The organism is Nonomuraea sp. NPDC003707 (assembly GCF_053587055.1).
Window position 1 is genome coordinate 609,098 of sequence record NZ_JBSFNK010000001.1, and the last position, 18,503, is coordinate 627,600.

An 18,503-nucleotide genomic window follows, 5' to 3' on the forward strand; every position below is an offset into this window, starting at 1 on the left:
TCCGTGAGAGCCGTGAAAGTCCCCCGCTCCTGCGGGAGCGGGGGACGATGGGGTCAGGAGCCGGAGGGCTGGAGCTGCGTGAGGGTCTCGAACCCACCCAGTTCGAGCCAGTTGTGCCACATCACGGCCGGGGTCTTGGGCGTGCTGCCCGCCGCGGCCGGCCAGTTCTTCCAGACCTGATTGCTCGACTGCGCCCAGAGGCCGTTGTACCAGAGCGGGATCACCGGCAGGTCGTCCAGGTGGATCTGCTGGAGCTGGGAGATGATCTTCTTCATGCCCTCGGCGTCGTCGGTCTTGACCTGGTCGAGCTGCTTGGTCAGGTCCCAGGCCCGCTTGTTCTCGTAGCGGGCGAAGTTGACGGTGTTCTGCTGTTTCTGGATCGGGAGCTGGAAGAGGTACTCGTAGTAGGTGTACGGCGAGTTGGACAGCTGCCGCTCGTTGTTGATCAGCAGGTCGAAGTCGCCCTTGGCGCGCTTCTCCACCAGGGCGTTGAAGTCGGGGAAGTCCGGGGTGATCTGGATCCCGGCGGTCTTGGCGCTGGCGGCGATGGACCTGGCCGACTCCATCCAGTCCGTCCAGCCGGACGGCACGATGATGGTCAGGCTGATCTTGGAGCCGTCCTTGTTCTCGACGTAACCGTCGCCGTCGGTGTCCTTGTAACCGGCGTCGGCCAGCGCCTTCTTCGCCTTGGCCGCATCGAAGGCGAACCCCGACTTGGCCACCACGTTCTGGTCGACGTACTGCTCCCACTGCGGCAGCAGGCCGGTCGGGCTGGCGGCCTTGACGAGGTTGCCGTACACGCCTTCGACGATCTTCTTGACGTCGATCGAGGCGGCGAGCGCCTTGCGGAAGGCGGGGTCGTCCATCGGCTTCTTGGTGGTGTTGGGCACCAGCCACGCGGTGTTGGCCGACAACATGTACGGCGGCTCGCTGTAGTAGGTCGTCAGGCCGAAGTTGCCCTTGACCAGGTTGGCCACGCCGGGCAGGAAGTTGTTGCTCAGGTCCATGCCCTTCTGCAGCAGCAGGCCCATCGCGACCTCGTTGCTCGGGGTGGCGATGTCGACGATGTAGCGGGGCTTGGGCTCCATGTTCAGCGCGGTCTTGCCCCACCAGTCGTCGCGCCGCTGCAGCACGACGCGGTCCTGGTCCTTGGCCATGAACTTGTATGCGCCCGTGCCCACCGGGTTCTCGTTGATCCCGTCGAGCACGTCCTTCTCCGAGCGGCCCTTCCAGATGTGCTCGGGGACGATCGACCGGCTGTACAGGTTGAAGTCCCACTGCTGGTAGTTGGCCGTGGAGAAGCTGAACTTCACCGTCTGGTCGTCGACCGCCTCGACGCTCTTCAGCCAGGTCCACAGGTTGTGGTACGGGATCGTCTCCATCTTGCCGAGCTCGAAGGAGTACGCCACGTCCTTGGCCGTCAGAGGCTGGCCGTCGGCCCACTTGACGCCCTGGCGGAGCTTGATCTGGTACGTCTTGTCGTCGGCCCACGAGCCGCTCTCGGCCAGCCAGGGGGTCAGCTTGCCGGCGGTCGCGTCATAGTGGAACAGCGTCTCGTACACCAGGCCCTTGGTGCCCGTAGCGTGGTCCCATTCCCTGATGGGGTTGAAGTTGACGGGCGGCCCCCACTGGGTGCCGGTCGTGTAGAGGGTCTCGTTGCGCGGCAGCGAGTCGGGGTTGGCGCTCGCCACCGCGCCCTGGCTCTGCGGCTGGGAGGCCGGTGGGGTCGGCGTGGCTCCGCCGCCGGTGCAGGCCGCGGCGAGCAGGCCCGCCGCCACGAGCGGAATCATGATCCGAGCCCGGTTTCGCATCGCTTCTCTCCTTCCTCCGCGCGTGGCGCGAAGGTTCGCACGTCTTCCATCGACCCCCGATGGGCCGGCTTGCTCTCGAACGGGCGGCGGGAGCTCCCACCTGGGAGCGCTCCCAGCAAGGACGCAGAACGCGCCCCCGCCCTGGAGACCGGTGAGCGATTCACTGAGGAGTAGTCACAGGCCGCGAGGGCCTGCTGAACCGGATAAGTACCGCGAACGTAAGTTCACGATGTCCGTGCCGTCAATACCCGTGACGTTTTCGAGACGCGCCCCGCAAACGCTCTCACCGGTTGACCTCGACCGCGATTGAGGTTGCACGGTGGAGCGCATGAACAGCTTCACGATCGGCGTCATCCTGCCGGGAGTCTCCGTGCAGCGGCGCGACGGCATCGACCTGCCGGCCGCCGCGCGGCACGCCGAGGACGCCGGGCTGGACGGCGTGTGGCACGGCGACCACCTGGCCATCGGCGGGCCGACCCTGGACGGGCCCATCGCCCTGGCCGCCGCGGCGGCGGGCACCCGGCGGATCAAGGTCGGGATGAGCGTGTTCGTCCCCGCCATCCGGCCCCTCGCGTGGGCCGCCAAGCAGATCGCGACCCTGCAGCACGTCACCGGCGACCGCCTCGTCCTGGGTGTGGGCTCGGGCGGCGGTCCCGGGCAGTGGGCCGCGGCGGGGGTGCCCTACCGCTCGCGCGGCCGGCGTACCGACACCGCCCTGGACCTGCTGCCCCGGCTGCTGGCGGGCGAGGAGACGCGGCTGCGGGACGAGACCGGCGAGCCGCCCGTACGGCTGGCGCCCGCCGCCACGATGCCGCCGGTGTGGGTCGGCAACGCGTCCGAGGCGGCGATCCGGCGGGCGGCGCTGCTCGGCGACGGGTGGTTCCCGTCCCTGGTCCCGCCCCGGGAGGTGGCCGAGGGCCGGGCCCGGCTCGCGGAGCTGGCCGCGGGCCGGGGCCGTCCCGTACCGGTCGTCGCGATCGGCGGCACGGCGGCCCTGGGGAGTGGCGACGGCGTCCCGTCGCGGAAGGAGATCGCGTCAGGTGTCGCCGCCGCCTACGGCCGCCCCTTGGAGGAGGTCCTGCCGATCCCGCTCACCGGCCCGCCGGAGCGGGCCGCCGAGGCGCTCGCCGCCTACCGCGACGCCGGGGCGGGCCACGCGGTCATCGGCATAGCGGGCGGCGACTGGCGTACCCAGGTGGACCTGCTGGCGAAGGTGCGCGACCTGCTGCGGTGAGGTCCCCGGACGGGTTCAGAGCCAGCCCATGCGCTGGGCCGTGCGGATGGCCTCCAGGCGGTTCTGGGCGTTGAGCTTGGTCATCGCGCTCGACAGGTAGTTGCGTACGGTGCCCTCGGTCAGGTGCAGCTCGGCCGCGATCCGCGAGATCGTGGCCCCGTCGCCGGCCAGCCGCAGCGCGTCGCGCTCGCGCTCGGTCAGCGGGCTGTCGCCGGCGGCCATCGCGGCGGCGGCCAGCTCGGCGTCGAGATAGCGGCCGCCCGCCTGGACCTTCCGGATCGCCATGGCCAGCTCCTCGGCCGAGGCGTCCTTGCCGAGGAAGCCGCTCACCCCCGCCGCCATGGCCCTGCGCAGGTAGCCGGGGCGGCCCAGGCTCGTCAGGATGACGATCTTGCACTGCGCGCTGATCTGCTCGGCCGCGCTGAGGCCGTCCATGCCGGGCATCTCGATGTCGAGCACGGCCACGTCGGGCCGGTGCTCGGCCACGGCGGCCACGACCTCGTCACCCCTGCCCACCTGGGCGACGACCTCGATGCCCTCCTCCAGGTCCAGCAGGGCCGCGATGGCGCCCCGGATCAGGTGCTCGTCGTCGGCCAGCAACACCCTGGTCGTCATGCCGGCACCGCCGCCCGCAGCAGGTAGCCGCCCTCGTGCGTCGGCGCGGCCTCCAGGGTGCCGCCGACCGCGCGTACGCGCTGGGCCAGCCCCGCCAGGCCGTTCGGCGCGTGCTCGCCCGCCGGCCCGCTCACCCCGTCGTTGGACATCTCCAGCACTCCATCCTCGATCGTGATCGTGCAGCGTCCGGCCGTGCTGTGCTTGAGCACGTTGGTGGTCCCCTCGCGCACGACGGTGGCCAGCAGCGTGCGGGTCTCCGGCGGCAGCGAGCCCGTCTCGGCGCGCACGGTGCATCGTACGTCCGCCGCCTCCAGCACGGCCCGCACGCTGGCGAGCATCTCGTCCAGGTCGACGGCCCGGTAGCTCTGCACGACGGAGCGCACCTCGCGCAGCGACCTCCGGGCCAGGTCGCGCACCGCGAACATCTCCTCGGCCGCCGCCGCCGGGTCGACCGGCAGCGTGCGCGACGCGCCCTCGGTGCGGGCCGCGATGTCGGTGAGGCTCTGCCCGAGCAGGTCGTTGAGGTCGCGGGCGAAGCGCAGGCGCTCCTCCGAGACCGCCAGCCTGGCCTGCGCCTCCTGCCCCTCGTACGCCTCCTTGGCCACCCGCCAGAGCCACAGGTTCGTCAGCACGCCGACCACGCTCACGGCGGTGAACACCGACTGCACCAGGAGCGTGCCCCAGATGGGCGCGCCCTGCAGCGCCACGTAGAGGTTGAAGAGCACGACGGACAGGACCGACAGGATCACGATGGTGCGCCTGCGCACGAAGGGCCCCAGCATGCCCAGCCACGTCGGGATGGCCCACATGAAGAAGGCGACGGACATGACCAGGATGATCACGCCGGTCACCGCCAGGATCGCGGTGGGCCGCCGGCCGCCCCTCATGGCCACCCGGTGCGGCCGCGTCGCGAGCACGTTGAAGACCACCAGCAGGGCGACGCCGGCCAGGACCACCGGCCACGGCACGCCCATCTGCCAGCGGACATAGAGGTCGTAATAGCCGAAGAAGGAGAACAGATTGATGAGGTCGGTCGAGTAGACGATCACCCAGCGGATCTTGTCCAGCTTCGTCGCACGGCGTATCACGCGGGCACCGCCGCTCGCAGCAGGAACTCGCCCGCCGGGGTCGGCCGGGCGGAGAAGGAGCCGCCCGCCGTGGCCAGCCGCTCCGACAGGCCCCGCAGGCCGCTGCCGGAGGCGGAGGGGTGCCCGTCCACGCCGTCGTTGATCATTTCGAGCACGCCGCCGTCGATCGTGATCGCGCAGCGGGTGGCCGCGCTGTGCTTGAGCACGTTGGTGGTGCCCTCGCGGACCGCCCAGGCCAGCAGCGTCCGGGCGGCCGGCGACAGCCCGTCGGCCCTGGCGTCGATCAGGCAGCGCGCGCCGGCCGCCTCCAACGCCACCCGCGCGCCGGCCAGCTCCTCGTCGAGGTCGAGCGTCTGGTAGCCGTGCACCGCCTGCTGCACCTCGGCCAGCGACTCGCCGGCCAGCCGGTGCACCTGGGCCATCTCGGCGTCCGCCCGCCCGGCGTCCTTGGTCGCCAGCTTGGCGGCCAGCTCGCTCTTCAGCGTGATCACCGACAGGCTGTGCCCGAGCAGGTCGTGCAGGTCACGGGCGAAGCGCAGCCGCTCCTCCGACACCGCCAGCCGGGCCTTGGCCTCCTTGCTGTCGTGGGCGTCCCTGATCGTCCACCAGATCCAGCGCCAGACCAGCATGGCCACCGTCAGCGCGACGGCGCTGAACGTCTCGGGGACGAGCACCCCGTACCACGGCTCGCCGGTCACGGCCATGACATAGCCGCCGGCCAGGCCGACCACGGCCACGCCGAGGCAGAGGGTCACGGCCCACGGCAGGTAGAGGGCGGCGATCGACAGCCACAGGACGCCGATCTCCAGCCAGGTGGGCACGTTCTCCAGCGGCTGGTGCGGCACCAGCGCCACCGCGACCGCCGCGGACAGCCCCGCGACCACCAGCTTCGGCGTCGGCCGGGGCCTGGCGTCGTAGGCGTCCCTGAGCAGGGAGGGGAAGAGGCCGAAGCAGACAAGCAGGCACGTGAGGACGGCCGCGGCGTGGAGCGTGGAGATCCGGCCGTCCGCCAGGTAGATGACGATGACCACCACGAACATGACGCCGAGGAGCATGACCGCGGCGTCCATCCAGTAGAGCAGGATCTTTCGCGCCGTCTCCGGACGCGCCGCCATCACGCCATCCCCCTGCCGCTGGAAACCTCGCCCGTCGCGGAAATCCTATAGTCAGGGAGAGGTCTGCCAAAGAATCCGCGACACGTCCGGCTTCGGGGCGACTCCGCGCAGCGACAGCCAGGCCAGGCCGTGGCGGGCGGCGTAGGCGGCCAGGGTCCGGGCGTCGACCTCGTTCAGATCGCCCTCGCCCACCAGCACCGGGGTGAGCGCGATGTGCGGCCACGCCTCCTCGGGGTCGTCCAGGCCCTGGGCCCGCGCGATCTGGTCCCTGGCCGCCAGCACGGCCTCCGCCACCCGGCGCAGGCGGCCGTCAGGGGCGCCCCGCGGCTCGATGTCGGCCAGCAGGTTGACGGTGCCGATCTCGGCGCCCGCCTGGCGGGTGGCCCGCAGCATCGCCACGTCGCCGGAGCCCAGCCCGTCCGACTTCAGCGGCAGCGTGAAGCTGACCTGGAGCGGCCGCTCGCGCTGCATGGCGTAGATGGCCCGCGCCCGGCGCAGCACGGCGGCCTCGTCCCGGCTGTCGCTGACCTCGAAGTCGATGGTGTCGGCGTCGAACGCCCCGACCACCCTGCGGTAGGCGGCCGCGAGCCCGCCCGGCCTGGTGCAGGTGTCGGCCAGCTCCCGCCCCTCCGGGCCGCCGAACACGGGCGCGGCGTCGCCGCCCAGCGCCCTGAGGCGGCCGATCCGGTTGGCCACGGGGTTCTTGCCGGGATCGAGCGGGTCGGACTGGGACGGGCCATTCCATTTGGGCGCGCAGCCGTCGTCGCCCGAGACGAGGTGGCCGAGCGCGTACCGGCGCACACCGGTGCGCCGGGTCTCCTTGGACAGGTCGAACTCGGGCTCCCGCGCGGTGTCGACGAACTCCACGAACGCCGCCTGCGGCTCCACCGCCACCGGCGGCGGGACGGCAGGGGTGTGCCTCACCACCGGCGGCCTCGGCGCGAGCGTGGCACCCGCGGGAAGCATGCGCACGATCGCTCCGGTGGCGCCGGTGAGAGCGAGGGCCCCGAGGATCGCGAGCGGGCGCGGGAGCATGCCCGGCTCCCTCTTGTGCCGCGGCATAGGCCACCCCACGTGGTCATTCGGCTACTTTCCGGCGCTGACTCGAACGGTAGCAAGCGCGCGAGCCGCTGTGCGGTCCTTTTCCGGCACGCGTCCGTTGTGTGCGGATAATGTCGTCATGAAGCTGCGGATCTTCACCGAGCCCCAGCAGGGCGCGACATATGACGACCTGCTCACCGTCGCCCAGGCCACCGAACGACTGGGTTTTGACGCTTTCTTCCGTTCCGACCACTACATGCGCATCGGCCCCGGCGACCCGGGGGTCGGCTCGACCGACGCGTGGATCACGCTGGCCGGCCTGGCCAGGGAGACCTCGAGGATCCGGCTGGGCACCCTGGTGACACCGGCCACGTTCCGGCTGCCCGGGCCGCTGGCGATCAGCGTCGCGCAGATCGACCAGATGAGCGGCGGCCGGGTCGAGCTCGGCTTCGGCACGGGCTGGTTCGACACCGAGCACGCGGCGTACGGCATCCCGTTCCCGCCGCAGAACGAGCGGTTCGGGCGGTTCGAGGAGCAGCTCGAGATCATCACGGGCCTGTGGACCGCGGAGAAGAGCTTCTCGTTCGAGGGCAGCTACTACCGGGTGGCCGACTCGCCCGCGCTGCCCAAGCCGGTCCAGCGGCCCAGGCCGCCGATCATCATCGGCGGGTTCGGCGCCAAGCGCACGCCGAGGCTGGCGGCTGCGTACGCCGACGAGTACAACCTCCCGTTCCACACCCTGGCCGACACGGAGCAGGCGTTCGCGCGGGTGCGCGCGGCCTGCGAGACGACCGGGCGCGAACTGACGTACTCGGTGGCGCAGACGACCGTCGTGGGCGCGGATCGGGCGGAGGTCGAGCGGCGCGCGGCCGCCATCGGCGAGAACCCCGAGACCCTGCCCGTGGGCGGCCTGTGCGGCACCCCGGCCGAGATCGTGGAGAAGATCGGCAAGTTCGCCGAGCTGGGCGCCGAGACGGTCTACCTGCAGATCATGGACCTGAACGACCTCGAGCACCTGGAGCTGATCGCCGCTGAGGTGCTTCCGCACGTGTAAGTAATCATTGGCGGCGCTTCGTGGCGGTACGGCAGACTTGGGGCGTGCTGCTGACGATCACGACCACCGCGAGGCCCGCCACTGACCTGGGTTTCCTCCTGCACAAGCATCCCGGGCGCGTGCAGGAGTTCGGCCGGTCGTTCGGCACGGCGACGGTGTTCTACCCCGAGGCCGAGGAGGAGCGCTGCACGGCGGCGCTCCTGCTCGAAGTCGATCCGATCGCGCTGGTCAGGTCGCGCGGCAAGAGCTCGCCCGACTTCAGCCTGTCGCAGTACGTCAACGACCGCCCCTACGCGGCCTCCTCACTGCTGGCCGTGGCGCTGGCCGACGTGTTCCGCACGGCGCGGGCGGGCCGGTGCACGGCCAGGCCCGAGCTGGCGGACACGCCGCTGCCGCTGGAGCTGCGGCTGCCCGCGCTGCCCTGCCGGGGCGGCCCCGAGCTGGCCACCAGGCTGTTCGAGCCGCTCGGGTGGGAGGTGGACGCGCAGGCTCTGCCGCTCGACGAGGGCTTCCCCGAGTGGGGCGATTCGCGCTACGTCCGGCTCACCCTGCGCGGCACGGCGCGCCTCGCCGACGCGCTCAACCACCTGTACGTGCTGCTGCCGGTGCTGGACGACGGCAAGCACTACTGGATCGCGCCCGACGAGGTCGACAAGCTGATCAGGGCCGGCGAGGGCTGGCTGGCCGGGCATCCGGAGCGCGGCCTGATCACCCGGCGCTACCTGGGGCGGCGCTGGGCGCTGGCCCGCACCGCGCTGGCGCGCCTGGCCGAGCTGGGCGACGAGACCGAGGAGGAGCTCGAGCCCGCGGTCGAGGAGGACGCGCCCGCCGGGGAGACCGCCGCCGACGAGGCTGCCGCCGCGGAGGCCGAGGCCCAGGGCGACGCTCCCCAGGAGGAGGCCGCCCAAGATGAGGCCACCCAGCAGGCGCCCAAGGCGAAGCCGCTGAACCTCCGGCGGCGCGAGGCGGTGCTGGCCAAGCTGGAGGAGCTCGGCGCGGTCAGCGTGATCGACCTGGGCTGCGGCCAGGGCGAGCTGGTCGGCGCGCTGCTGGCCAGGCCCAGGTTCGCCAGGGTCGGCGGCATGGACGTCTCGTCGATGGCGCTCACCATCGCCGCCCGCAAGCTGCGGCTGGACCGCATGCCCGACAGCAAGCGCGCCAGGCTCACCCTGTTCCAGGGCGCGCTCACGTACACCGACAAGCGACTGTCCGGCTACGACGCCGCGGTGCTCATGGAGGTGATCGAGCACGTCGACCCGCCGCGCCTGACCGCGCTCGAACGCGTCGTGTTCGGCCGCGCCCGGCCCCAGCATGTGCTCGTCACCACCCCCAACGTCGAGCACAACGTCCGCTACGAGTTCCTGACCGGCCTGCGCCACCCCGACCACCGCTTCGAGTGGACCCGCGCCGAGTTCGCCGCCTGGGCCACCAGGGTCGCCGGCGAGTACGGCTACCAGGTCGCTTTCGCGCCGGTCGGCGACGATGACCCCGAGGTCGGCCCGCCGACCCAGATGGGAGTGTTCACCCGTGATCAGCGTTCCTGAGCTCTCGCTGGTGGTGCTCGTCGGCGTCTCGGGCAGCGGCAAGTCGACGTTCGCCAGGAAGCACTTCAAGCCCACGCAGGTCATCTCCTCCGACTTCTGCCGCGGCCTGGTCTCCGACGACGAGAACGACCAGTCGGCCACGCCCGCGGCGTTCGACCTGCTGCACCACATCGTCGGCGTACGGCTGGCCAGGGGCCTGTTCACCGTGGTCGACGCCACCAACGTCCAGTACGCGGCCCGCAGGAGCCTCCTCGACCTCGCCAGGAAGTACGACGTGCTGTGCGACGCGATCGTGCTCGACGCGCCCGAGGAGGTGGCCATCGAGCGCAACGCCGCCCGGCCCGACCGCGACTTCGGCCCCGGCGTGGTCATCCGCCAGCGCAAGGAGCTGCGGCGCTCGCTGAGCAAGATCTCCAACGACGGGTTCCGGCGGGTCCACGTGCTGCGCGGCCTCGACGAGATCGACGACGCGGAGATCACGTACGAGAGGGCCTGGTCCGACAGGACCGAGCTGACCGGCCCCTTCGACATCATCGGCGACATCCACGGCTGCCGCTCGGAGCTGGAGACGCTGCTGCGCAGGCTCGGCTGGGAGGGGCTCACGCACCCGGACGGGCGCACGGCCGTGTTCGTCGGCGACCTGGTCGACCGCGGGCCCGACACCCCCGGCGTGCTGCGCCTGGTGATGGACATGGTCGAGGCCGGCACCGCGATCTGCGTGGCCGGCAACCACGAGCAGAAGCTGGTGCGCGCGCTCAACGGCCGCAAGGTCACGGTCGCGCACGGTCTGCAGGAGTCGCTCGACCAGCTCGCGGCGCAGGAGCCGGAGTTCGTGGAGCGGGCCAGGACGTTCATGGACGGCCTGCTCAGCCACTACCGCCTCGACGGCGGCCGGCTCGTGGTCGCGCACGCGGGCCTGAAGGAGGCCTACCACGGCCGCGCCTCGGGCCGGGTCCGCGCGTTCGCCCTGTACGGCGACACGACCGGCGAGACCGACGAGTACGGCCTGCCCGTCCGCTACCCGTGGGCCGACGAGTACCGCGGCCGGGCGATGGTCGTCTACGGCCACACCCCCACGGTCCGCCCCGAGTGGGTGAACAACACGATCTGCCTCGACACCGGCTGCGTCTTCGGCGGCCACCTGACCGCGCTGCGCTACCCGGAGCGGCAGATCGTCCAGATCCCGGCCGAGAAGGTCTGGTACGAGCCGGCCAAGCCCCTCGGCACCGGATCGGCCCGCGATCCCGGCATGCTGGACATCAACGACGTGATCGGCACCCGGCACGTCGAGACCAGGTTCGGCACCAGGGTCAAGGTCCTGGAGGAGAACGCGGCGGCGGCCCTGGAGGTCATGAGCCGGTTCGCGGTGGACCCGCGCTGGCTGGTCTACCTGCCGCCCACCATGGCGCCGCCGGAGACGTCCCGGCTGGACGGCTACCTCGAGCACCCGCACGAGGCGTTCGAGGAGTTCGCCGCCGCCGGGGTGCGCGAGGTCGTGTGCGAGGAGAAGCACATGGGCTCGCGGGCCGTCGCCGTGCTGGCCAGGACGCCGGAGGTGGCGGCGGCCAGGTTCGGCGTGACGGACGGCAGCACGGGCGCCGTCTACACGCGTACCGGGCGGCCGTTCTTCGACGACACGGCGCCGCTGGTCGCGCGGCTGCGCGAGGCGTGCGAGCCGCTCTGGGCGGAGCTGGACTCCGACTGGGTGGTGCTCGACTGCGAGCTGCTGCCCTGGTCGGCGAAGGCCGGCGAGCTGATCCGCTCGCAGTACGCCTCCGTCGGTGCGGCCGCCCGCGCCGCGCTGCCCGAGGCGGTCGCGGCCCTTGAGGCGGCGGCCGGGCGGGGAATGGACGTGGGCGGACTGCTGACCCGCACCCGGCGCCGCTCCGACAACGCTGCCCTGTTCCGCGACGCTTATGCACGCTACTGCTGGCCGGTCGACGGCCTGGAGGGCATCCGGGTGGCGCCGTTCCAGATCCTCGCCTGCGAGGGGCGGGCCACGGCGCTGGAGCCGCACGCCTGGCACCTGTCCACGCTGGCGCTGCTCGACTCGCCGCTGATCGCCCCCACCCGGCACGTCTCCGTCACGCTCGACTCGCCCGGGTCGAGGGCTTCGGCGACCGAGTGGTGGGAGTCCCTGACGGCGGCGGGCGGCGAGGGCATGGTGGTCAAGCCCGCCGCGTACGCTCCCGGGCGGGTGCAGCCCGGGGTGAAGGTGCGCGGGCGCGAATACCTGCGCATCATCTACGGCCCCGACTACACCGAGTCGCTCGACGTGCTGCGCCGGCGCTTCCTGGGCAAGAAGCGCTCGATGGCGCTGCGCGAGTACGCGCTGGGGCTGGAGGCGCTGTCGCGGCTGGCGGACGGCGAGGCGGCCTGGCGGGTGCACGAGCCGGTCTTCGCGGTGCTGGCCCTGGAGTCGGAGCCTGTGGATCCCCGGCTCTGACTAACGCCATGACCTGCGGGTATGTCCCCCACCACGGGGAAGGACCTGCATGGCAACGAAGTTCGCGCACCACGAGCACCTCGGCCACGTCATCTTCATCACGGCGGCCGCGGCCATCGGGGGGTTCTTGTTCGGCTACGACAGCGCCGTGATCAACGGCGCCGTCGTCGGCATCCAGAAGTACTTCCACGTGGGGCCGGTCGAGATCGGGTTCGTGGTGGCCATCGCGCTGCTCGGGTCCGCCGTGGGGGCGTGGGCGGGCGGCGGGCTGGCCGACCGGCTGGGGCGCACCAGGACGATGCAGGTGGCGGCGCTGCTGTTCGCGGTCAGCTCGATCGGTCAGATGCTGCCGTTCGCCATCTGGGACCTCGCGTTCTGGCGCGTGATCGCGGGCTTCGCGATCGGCATGGCGTCGGTGATCGGGCCCGCGTACATCGCCGAGGTGGCCCCGCCCGCCTACCGGGGACGGCTGGGCTCGTTCCAGCAGCTGGCGATCGTACTCGGCATCGCGGTCTCGCAGCTCGTCGACTACGTGATCGTCCAGCTGGCCGGCGGCAACGTGAACAACCCCCTCTGGGGCCTGCAGGCGTGGCAGTGGATGCTGGGCGCCTGCGTCGTGCCCGCCCTGTTCTACCTGACGTTCGCGCTGATCATCCCCGAGTCGCCGCGCTACCTGATCATGTCGGGGCGCACCAGGAGGGCCCGCGAGGTGCTGTCCGAGATCGAGCCCGAGGACGTGGACATCGAGGCCCACATCGCGGCGATCCAGCACGTGCTGCGCACCCAGCGGGTGCCGGGGCTGAAGGACCTGCGCGGGCCCGCGCTCGGGCTGCTGCCGATCGTCTGGATCGGGATCGGCCTGTCGGTCTTCCAGCAGTTCGTCGGCATCAACGTGATCTTCTACTACTCGTCAGTGCTGTGGCAGTCGGTCGGCATCAACCAGAGCGCCTCGCTGCTGATCAGCTTCTCCAGCTCGATGATCAACATCGTGGGCACGTTCATCGCGATCTCGCTGGTGGACAGGATCGGGCGCAAGCCGCTCCTCCTGATCGGCTCCGCGGGCATGGCGGTCTCGCTGGCCACCGCGGCGTGGGCGTTCAGCGCGGCCAGGGAGGTGGGCAAGACGGTCACGCTGCCCGACCCGCAGGGGCTGATCGCGCTCGTGGCGGCCAACGTGTTCGTGCTGTTCTTCGCCCTGTCCTGGGGTGTGGTGGTCTGGGTGCTGCTGGGGGAGATGTTCCCGAACCGCATCCGCGCCGCCGCCCTGGGCGTCTCCGCCGGGGCCCAGTGGATCGCGAACTGGGCGGTCACGGTGACGTTCCCGGCGATGGCGGCCTGGAACCTGCCGCTCACCTACGCCATGTACGCGTTCTTCGCGGTGCTGTCGTTCCTGTTCGTCGTCAGGTGGGTGCGCGAGACCAAGGGCCGCAAACTCGAAGAGATGGGCTAATCTCCGGCACGTGATCGACGACGTCCTGGCCCCCGAGCTCGACGTGCTGTTCTGCGGCATCAATCCCGGCCTCATGTCCGAGGCCACCGGCCACCACTTCGCCCGGCCCGGCAACCGCTTCTGGCCCGCGCTGCACCTGTCCGGCTTCACCCCGCGCCTGCTGGCCCCGGCCGAGCAGCACCTCCTCCCCTCGTACGGCCTGGGCATCACGAACATCGTCGCCCGCCCGAGCGCCAAGGCGTCGGAGCTGACCCGGGAGGAGCTGGTGGAGGGCGGCCTGGCCCTGACCGCGAAGGTGGCGGCCGCGACGCCGGCGTTCCTCGCGGTGCTGGGGATCTCGGCGTACCGCATGGCCTTCGCCCGCCCCAAGGCCCGCATCGGCCCTCAGGAGGAGCTCGTCGGTGGGGCCAGGGTGTGGGTGCTGCCCAACCCGAGCGGGTTGAACGCCCACTGGACCCTGGCCACCATCGCCGACGAGATGGGACGGCTGCGCGGCCACTTGGCCTGATCGGCCTGCCTGGCTTACTTGACCTACTTCGCCGCGAAGTCCTGGGTCCAGTAGATCCGGCCCTGGGAGTTCTTGGCCACGCCGACGCCGATCAGGTTGTACCGGCAGTTCATGATGTTGGCCCGGTGGCCCTCGCTGTTCATCCAGCCCTGGACCACGGAGGCCGGGGAGGGCTGGCCGAAGGCGATGTTCTCGGCGAAGGCCGTGCCTCCGCTGAAGCCGGCCCCCCGGATGCGGTCCATGAAGCTGCGGCCGTCCTTGGAGGTGTGGTCGAAGTAGCCCTGCTTCGCCATGTCGTCGGAGTGGCCGAACGCGGCGGTACGGAGCTGCGGGTCGTGCTTGAGCGGCTGGCAGCCGCCCTTGGCCCGCTCGGCGTTGGTCAGCCTGAGTACCTCGTTCTCCTCGGCCGTGCCGACCGTCCCTCCGGACGACGGGGGCGGCGCGGTGGGCGTCGGGGTCGACGTGCCGCTGGGGCTGGGAGTGGTGGGGGTGGGCGTCGGCGTGCTGTCAGGGGTACAGGTCAGCCGGACGGCCCGGGACTTGGCGGTGCCGCCGCGATAGTCGGTCGCGACCGCGTAATAGGTGCCCGGTTTGCAGGCGAGTGTCAAGGTGATGCGGCCGTCCTTGGAGGCCCCGCTCTTGACGACGGGGTCGGGACCCGGGACGGCGCGCTTGAGGCGGATGCGCAGGAGTGCGCTGTCGTCGCAGTTGCGACGGGTGGCGAACGACTTGATCTTCAATGCGTTGGTCAGGCTGGGCTTGGCCACGTTCACGCGGCACGAGGCCTGCGCCTCGACCGAGCTCTGCGCCGCGGCCTCGGCCGCACTGATCGGCGCGCAGAGCGCCGCCAGGCCGATGAGCCCGGCAAATACCCCAATGGGTCTACGCATAGGGGATTCCCTCCAGTTGCCATAGACGCTGGATGGCAAGGCATTCTGTCGGGAACGAGACCGACTTGTCACTAAATTGCGATATAAATCTCGCAACTCGGGTAAACCAGAGTGCCACCTGAGGCGTCTGTGCCCCCGCTGCCACAGGCCCGAAACTCCTGTCCCACCGGGCTTTGCACGCCCCATGGCCCCCATGGGAGCCACCTAGAGGTACGCGGGGGATCGCTTGAGGGTTCACGAAGAAACCCGCGGCGCATCGTGCGCCGCGGGCTGAGGAGGACCCGGCTCACCCGCGAGGCGGGCCGGGACGACGGATCACTGCTTGGCCAGCAGGGCCACGCACTCCACGTGGTGGGTCATCGGGAAGGCGTCGAAGGCCCGCAGGTCGGAGAGCGGGTAACCGAGCTCCGCCAGCCAGGCCAGGTCCCGCGCCAGCGTGGCCGGGTCGCAGGAGACGTACACGATCCGCTGCGCGTCCAGCGCGGCGATCCGCTCCACCACCTCGCGCCCCAGCCCGGAACGGGGCGGGTCGACGACCACGAGGTCGGCGCGTTCGATCTGGAAGCGGTCCAGCGCCTCCTCGACCCGTCCCCGCTCCACCCGGGCCTGCGGCAGGTCGCGGAGGTTGGCGCGGGCGTCGCGGACGGCGGCCGCCTCCGACTCCAGCCCGAACACCGCCCCCTCGGCACCCACGGCCTCCGCCAGACCGGCGGCGAACAGCCCCACCCCGCAGTAGAGGTCGAGCGCCCACTCCCCCGGCTCCGGCGCCGCGTAGGCCAGCACCGCGTCCAGCAGCGTCTCGGCGGCGCCCGGGTGGACCTGCCAGAAGCCGCTGCCCGCGACCCGGAAGCCGCGGTCGCCGACCTGCTCGTGCAGCACCCCCGAGCCGCGGCGTGGCACCGTACGGCCCTTGCCCTGGTCGAGGAGGATCGAGGCGGGCGCTTCGAGCTCGGGCACGGTGACACTGCGGCGCGGCCTGGGCGAGACGACCACGGCCCGGTCGCCGGACGAGGACGCGATGACCTCGACGCCGGCCGCGCCCGGCCAGGAGTGCTGCTCCGCCCCGACCGCCTCCACCTCCGGGTGGGCGATCAGGCAGGCGTCCACGACCTCGATGTCATGCGAACGGTGCCGGCGGAAGCCCAGCTCACCGCCGGGCCGGGCGGCGAACTGGACGCGGGTGCGCCAGCCGAGCCCGTCCTTGGCGCCCGGCACCTCCTCCACCACGACCTCGCGCGACAGGCCCGCGAGCCGCTTGAGCTGCTCGCCCACGACCTGCGCCTTGAGCCGCCGCTGCGCCTCCAGCGTGGCGTGCTGCCAGTCGCACCCGCCGCACCGCCCAGGGCCGGCGTACGGGCAGGGCGGGACGACGCGGTCGGGCGAGGGCTCCAGGATCTCCACGGCGTCGGCACGCAGGAACCTGGTGGTCTCCTCGGTGACGTCGGCGATCACCCGCTCGCCTGGCAAGGCGTGGCGTACGAACACCACGCGCCCTTCGTGGCGCGCCACACACCAGCCGCCGTGCGCGACCGGACCTACCGTCAGCTCGAGAGATGCCTGTTCCACAGGGACACCCTATGCCCGAGCCTGCTCTCCATCCTTTGCGGTCTGGTCCCAGGGACGTCGCACCGCGCCCGGCGCGAACGGCTCCGGCCTGCCCTTGAGGCGGTCGGAGGAGTGCAGCTGCCAGGGCACGCTCGTCACCATGACCCCCGGCTTGAACAGCAGCCGTGCCTTCAGCCTGAGCGCGCTCTGGTTGTGCAGCGCGTGCTCCCACCAGTGGCCGACCACGTACTCGGGGATGAACACGGTCACCACGTCGCGCGGCGAGCGCCGCCGCAGGGTCTTGACGTAGTCGAGGATGGGCTGCGTGATCTCGCGGTACGGCGAGTCGAGCATCTTGAGCTGCACCGGGATGCCCCGCCGCTCCCACTCCTCCTGCAGCTTGCGCGCGTCCTCGCCCTCGACGCCCACCGTGATGGCCTCCAGCGTGGACGGCCTGGTGGCGCGGGCGTAGGCCAGCGCGCGCATGGTCGGCTTGTGCAGCTTGGAGACGAGCACGATCGCGTGGTTGCGCGCGGGCAGCATGGTCGGCTCGTACTCCTCGCTGATCTCCAGCTCGGCCGCCACGTTGTCGTAGTGGCGCCTGATGCCCTTCATCATGAGGAACAGGATCGGCATCGCGATGCACACGATCCACGCCCCGACCAGGAACTTCGTCAGCAGCACGACCACCAGCACGAGCCCCGTCATGATCCCGCCGAAGAAGTTGATCACGCGGGAGCGGTGCATCTGGTGGCGCACCTTGGGGTCGGTCTCGGTCTTCAGGTGGCGGGTCCAGTGGATGACCATGCCGATCTGGCTGAGCGTGAACGAGACGAAGACGCCGACGATGTAGAGGTTCAGCAGGCGGCTGACGTCGGCCTGGAAGCCCCACAGCAGCAGGCACGCGCCGAGCGCGAGGATGATGATGCCGTTGGAGAAGGCCAGCCGGTCGCCGCGGGTGTGGAGCTGGCGCGGCAGGTAACGATCCTGCGCCAGGATGGAGCCGAGCACCGGGAAGCCGTTGAAGGCCGTGTTGGCGGCCAGGAAGAGGATCAGGGCGGTCACCGCCGAGATCACCACGAACGGCAGCGACCCCCCGCCGAACACCGCGTCGGCCACCTGGGAGATGATCGGCTGCTGGTAGTAGCCGGGGCCGACGGGGTTGCCGTTGGGCAGGCGCAGGTCGGTGGGGACCACGGACGGCTCGGCGATCTTCACGCCCGACGCGAGGCCGAGCGCGATGATGCCGCCGAACATGGTGATCGCGACCAGGCCCATCATCAGCAGCGTGGTGGCGGCGTTCTTGCTCTTGGGCTTTCTGAAGGCGGGCACGCCGTTGCTGATGGCCTCGACGCCCGTCAGGGCGGCACAACCGGAGGAGAACGCGCGCAGGATCAGGAACGCGGCGGCGAAGGCGGTCAGGTTGGTCTGCTCGGCCTCGATGGTGAAGTGGGCGCTCGGCGCCTGGAGCTGCTCACCCAGCACCAGCAGCCGGAACCCGCCCCAGGCGATCAGGGCCAGAACGGCGATCATGAACGCGTACGTGGGAACGGCGAAGGCGGCGCCGGACTCGCGGATGCCGCGCAGGTTGATCACCGTGAGGAGGATCACGATGGCGATGGCGATGGCGGGCTTGTGCTGGCCCACGAACGGAATTGTGGCGCCGACGTAATCGACGCCGTTGGCGACGGACACCGCGACCGTGAGCACGTAGTCGACCATGAGCGCGCTGGCGACGGTGAGCCCGGCGTTCTTGCCGAGGTTGGTGGTCGCCACCTCGTAGTCCCCGCCGCCGCTCGGATAGGCGTGCACGTTCTGCCGGTACGACGCCACGACGGTGAGCATCACGACCACGACGGCGATCGCGACCCAGGGACTGTAGGTGTAGAAGGAGACTCCGGCCAACGACAGGATGACCAGAATCTCTTGGGGCGCATACGCCACAGAAGAGAGCGCGTCACTCGCGAAAACCGGCAGTGCTATCCGTTTTGGGAGGAGTTGCTCGTGAAGCTGCCCGCTACGCAGGGCGCGCCCCACGAGCAAGCGTTTGACAAGATCCGTTACCTTCGCCACGTAACGAGATGCTAGCCCCATGCCGAGGCCTTAAACGAGGCGCTCCCCCCTCGGGCCATACTGGTGTCCAGCAATGGGCCGACCGCGAA

General features: G+C 71.0%; 14 protein-coding genes. 6 read left to right on the forward strand and 8 right to left on the reverse strand.

The window, feature by feature from the left end; genetic code table 11:
* Positions 1-53: 53 nt before the first annotated feature.
* Complete coding sequence (locus tag ACWDRB_RS02850) at positions 54-1,811, reverse strand: ABC transporter substrate-binding protein (protein WP_449891604.1); 1,758 nt, start codon at positions 1,809-1,811, stop codon at positions 54-56.
* A gap of 328 nt (positions 1,812-2,139) precedes the next feature.
* Between ACWDRB_RS02850 and ACWDRB_RS02855 the strand changes: the two genes are divergently transcribed.
* The gene (locus ACWDRB_RS02855) at positions 2,140-3,045 is read left to right on the forward strand and encodes an LLM class flavin-dependent oxidoreductase (RefSeq protein ID WP_449891605.1); all 906 of its coding nucleotides are present in this window, start codon (positions 2,140-2,142) and stop codon (positions 3,043-3,045) included.
* A gap of 15 nt (positions 3,046-3,060) precedes the next feature.
* On the opposite strand, the gene ACWDRB_RS02860 is transcribed toward ACWDRB_RS02855, so the two are convergent.
* The 4 genes from ACWDRB_RS02860 to ACWDRB_RS02875 are packed head-to-tail and all read right to left on the reverse strand — an operon-like array spanning position 3,061 to position 6,898.
* On the reverse strand, positions 3,061-3,660 hold the full coding sequence (locus ACWDRB_RS02860) for a response regulator transcription factor (RefSeq protein WP_192786541.1): 600 nt from the start codon (positions 3,658-3,660) through the stop codon (positions 3,061-3,063).
* Positions 3,657-4,748 (reverse strand): sensor histidine kinase, encoded by a 1,092-nt coding sequence (locus ACWDRB_RS02865; RefSeq protein WP_449891606.1) that lies wholly within the window; start codon positions 4,746-4,748, stop codon positions 3,657-3,659. Before ACWDRB_RS02865 ends, ACWDRB_RS02860 begins: the two co-directional genes overlap by 4 nt.
* Positions 4,745-5,863 carry a sensor histidine kinase gene (locus ACWDRB_RS02870; RefSeq protein ID WP_449891607.1) on the reverse strand — a complete coding sequence of 373 codons (1,119 nt, stop codon included), beginning with the start codon at positions 5,861-5,863 and terminating at the stop codon, positions 4,745-4,747. The genes ACWDRB_RS02865 and ACWDRB_RS02870 overlap by 4 nt, the downstream gene beginning before the upstream one ends.
* Positions 5,864-5,914: 51 nt before the next feature.
* A complete protein-coding gene (locus tag ACWDRB_RS02875; RefSeq protein WP_449891608.1) occupies positions 5,915-6,898 on the reverse strand; it encodes a hypothetical protein in 984 nt (327 codons plus the stop codon).
* Between the two features lie 145 nt (positions 6,899-7,043).
* On the opposite strand from ACWDRB_RS02875, the gene ACWDRB_RS02880 reads away from it, so the two are divergent.
* The 5 genes from ACWDRB_RS02880 to mug are packed head-to-tail and all read left to right on the forward strand — an operon-like array spanning position 7,044 to position 13,906.
* Positions 7,044-7,958: an LLM class F420-dependent oxidoreductase gene (locus ACWDRB_RS02880; RefSeq protein ID WP_449891609.1), complete on the forward strand. Its 915-nt coding sequence runs from the start codon at positions 7,044-7,046 to the stop codon at positions 7,956-7,958.
* A gap of 44 nt (positions 7,959-8,002) precedes the next feature.
* Complete coding sequence (locus tag ACWDRB_RS02885; RefSeq protein WP_449891610.1) at positions 8,003-9,502, forward strand: 3' terminal RNA ribose 2'-O-methyltransferase Hen1; 1,500 nt, start codon at positions 8,003-8,005, stop codon at positions 9,500-9,502.
* On the forward strand, positions 9,441-11,948 hold the full coding sequence (locus tag ACWDRB_RS02890) for a polynucleotide kinase-phosphatase (protein WP_449891611.1): 2,508 nt from the start codon (positions 9,441-9,443) through the stop codon (positions 11,946-11,948). Before ACWDRB_RS02885 ends, ACWDRB_RS02890 begins: the two co-directional genes overlap by 62 nt.
* Before the next feature lie 49 nt (positions 11,949-11,997).
* Positions 11,998-13,398, forward strand: coding sequence for a sugar porter family MFS transporter (locus ACWDRB_RS02895; RefSeq protein ID WP_355194410.1), 1,401 nt, complete (start codon positions 11,998-12,000; stop codon positions 13,396-13,398).
* Positions 13,399-13,408: 10 nt separating this feature from the next.
* Complete coding sequence (gene mug / locus ACWDRB_RS02900; protein WP_449891612.1) at positions 13,409-13,906, forward strand: G/U mismatch-specific DNA glycosylase; 498 nt, start codon at positions 13,409-13,411, stop codon at positions 13,904-13,906.
* 23 nt (positions 13,907-13,929) lie between these two features.
* Here the strand turns inward: mug and ACWDRB_RS02905 are convergent, their stop codons facing one another.
* The 3 genes from ACWDRB_RS02905 to ACWDRB_RS02915 all read right to left on the reverse strand — a co-directional run bounded on the left by ACWDRB_RS02905 (position 13,930) and on the right by ACWDRB_RS02915 (position 18,414).
* Positions 13,930-14,796 (reverse strand): CAP domain-containing protein, encoded by an 867-nt coding sequence (locus tag ACWDRB_RS02905; protein WP_449891613.1) that lies wholly within the window; start codon positions 14,794-14,796, stop codon positions 13,930-13,932.
* A 315-nt stretch (positions 14,797-15,111) separates the two neighbouring features.
* Positions 15,112-16,362: a class I SAM-dependent RNA methyltransferase gene (locus tag ACWDRB_RS02910; RefSeq protein WP_449891614.1), complete on the reverse strand. Its 1,251-nt coding sequence runs from the start codon at positions 16,360-16,362 to the stop codon at positions 15,112-15,114.
* Between the two features lie 9 nt (positions 16,363-16,371).
* Positions 16,372-18,414, reverse strand: coding sequence for an APC family permease (locus ACWDRB_RS02915; RefSeq protein WP_449891615.1), 2,043 nt, complete (start codon positions 18,412-18,414; stop codon positions 16,372-16,374).
* Between the last annotated feature and the right edge of the window lie 89 nt (positions 18,415-18,503).

Excerpts from the sequence above, each read along its gene's own strand:
- ACWDRB_RS02850 (WP_449891604.1), bottom strand. The coding sequence starts at position 1,811 with ATGCGAAACCGGGCTCGGATCATGATTCCGCTCGTGGCGGCGGGCCTG.
- ACWDRB_RS02855 (WP_449891605.1), top strand. The coding sequence starts at position 2,140 with ATGAACAGCTTCACGATCGGCGTCATCCTGCCGGGAGTCTCCGTGCAG.
- ACWDRB_RS02860 (WP_192786541.1), bottom strand. The coding sequence starts at position 3,660 with ATGACGACCAGGGTGTTGCTGGCCGACGACGAGCACCTGATCCGGGGC.
- ACWDRB_RS02870 (WP_449891607.1), bottom strand. The coding sequence starts at position 5,863 with ATGGCGGCGCGTCCGGAGACGGCGCGAAAGATCCTGCTCTACTGGATG.
- ACWDRB_RS02875 (WP_449891608.1), bottom strand. The coding sequence starts at position 6,898 with ATGCTCCCGCGCCCGCTCGCGATCCTCGGGGCCCTCGCTCTCACCGGC.
- ACWDRB_RS02880 (WP_449891609.1), top strand. The coding sequence starts at position 7,044 with ATGAAGCTGCGGATCTTCACCGAGCCCCAGCAGGGCGCGACATATGAC.
- ACWDRB_RS02890 (WP_449891611.1), top strand. The coding sequence starts at position 9,441 with ATGACCCCGAGGTCGGCCCGCCGACCCAGATGGGAGTGTTCACCCGTG.
- ACWDRB_RS02895 (WP_355194410.1), top strand. The coding sequence starts at position 11,998 with ATGGCAACGAAGTTCGCGCACCACGAGCACCTCGGCCACGTCATCTTC.
- ACWDRB_RS02905 (WP_449891613.1), bottom strand. The coding sequence starts at position 14,796 with ATGCGTAGACCCATTGGGGTATTTGCCGGGCTCATCGGCCTGGCGGCG.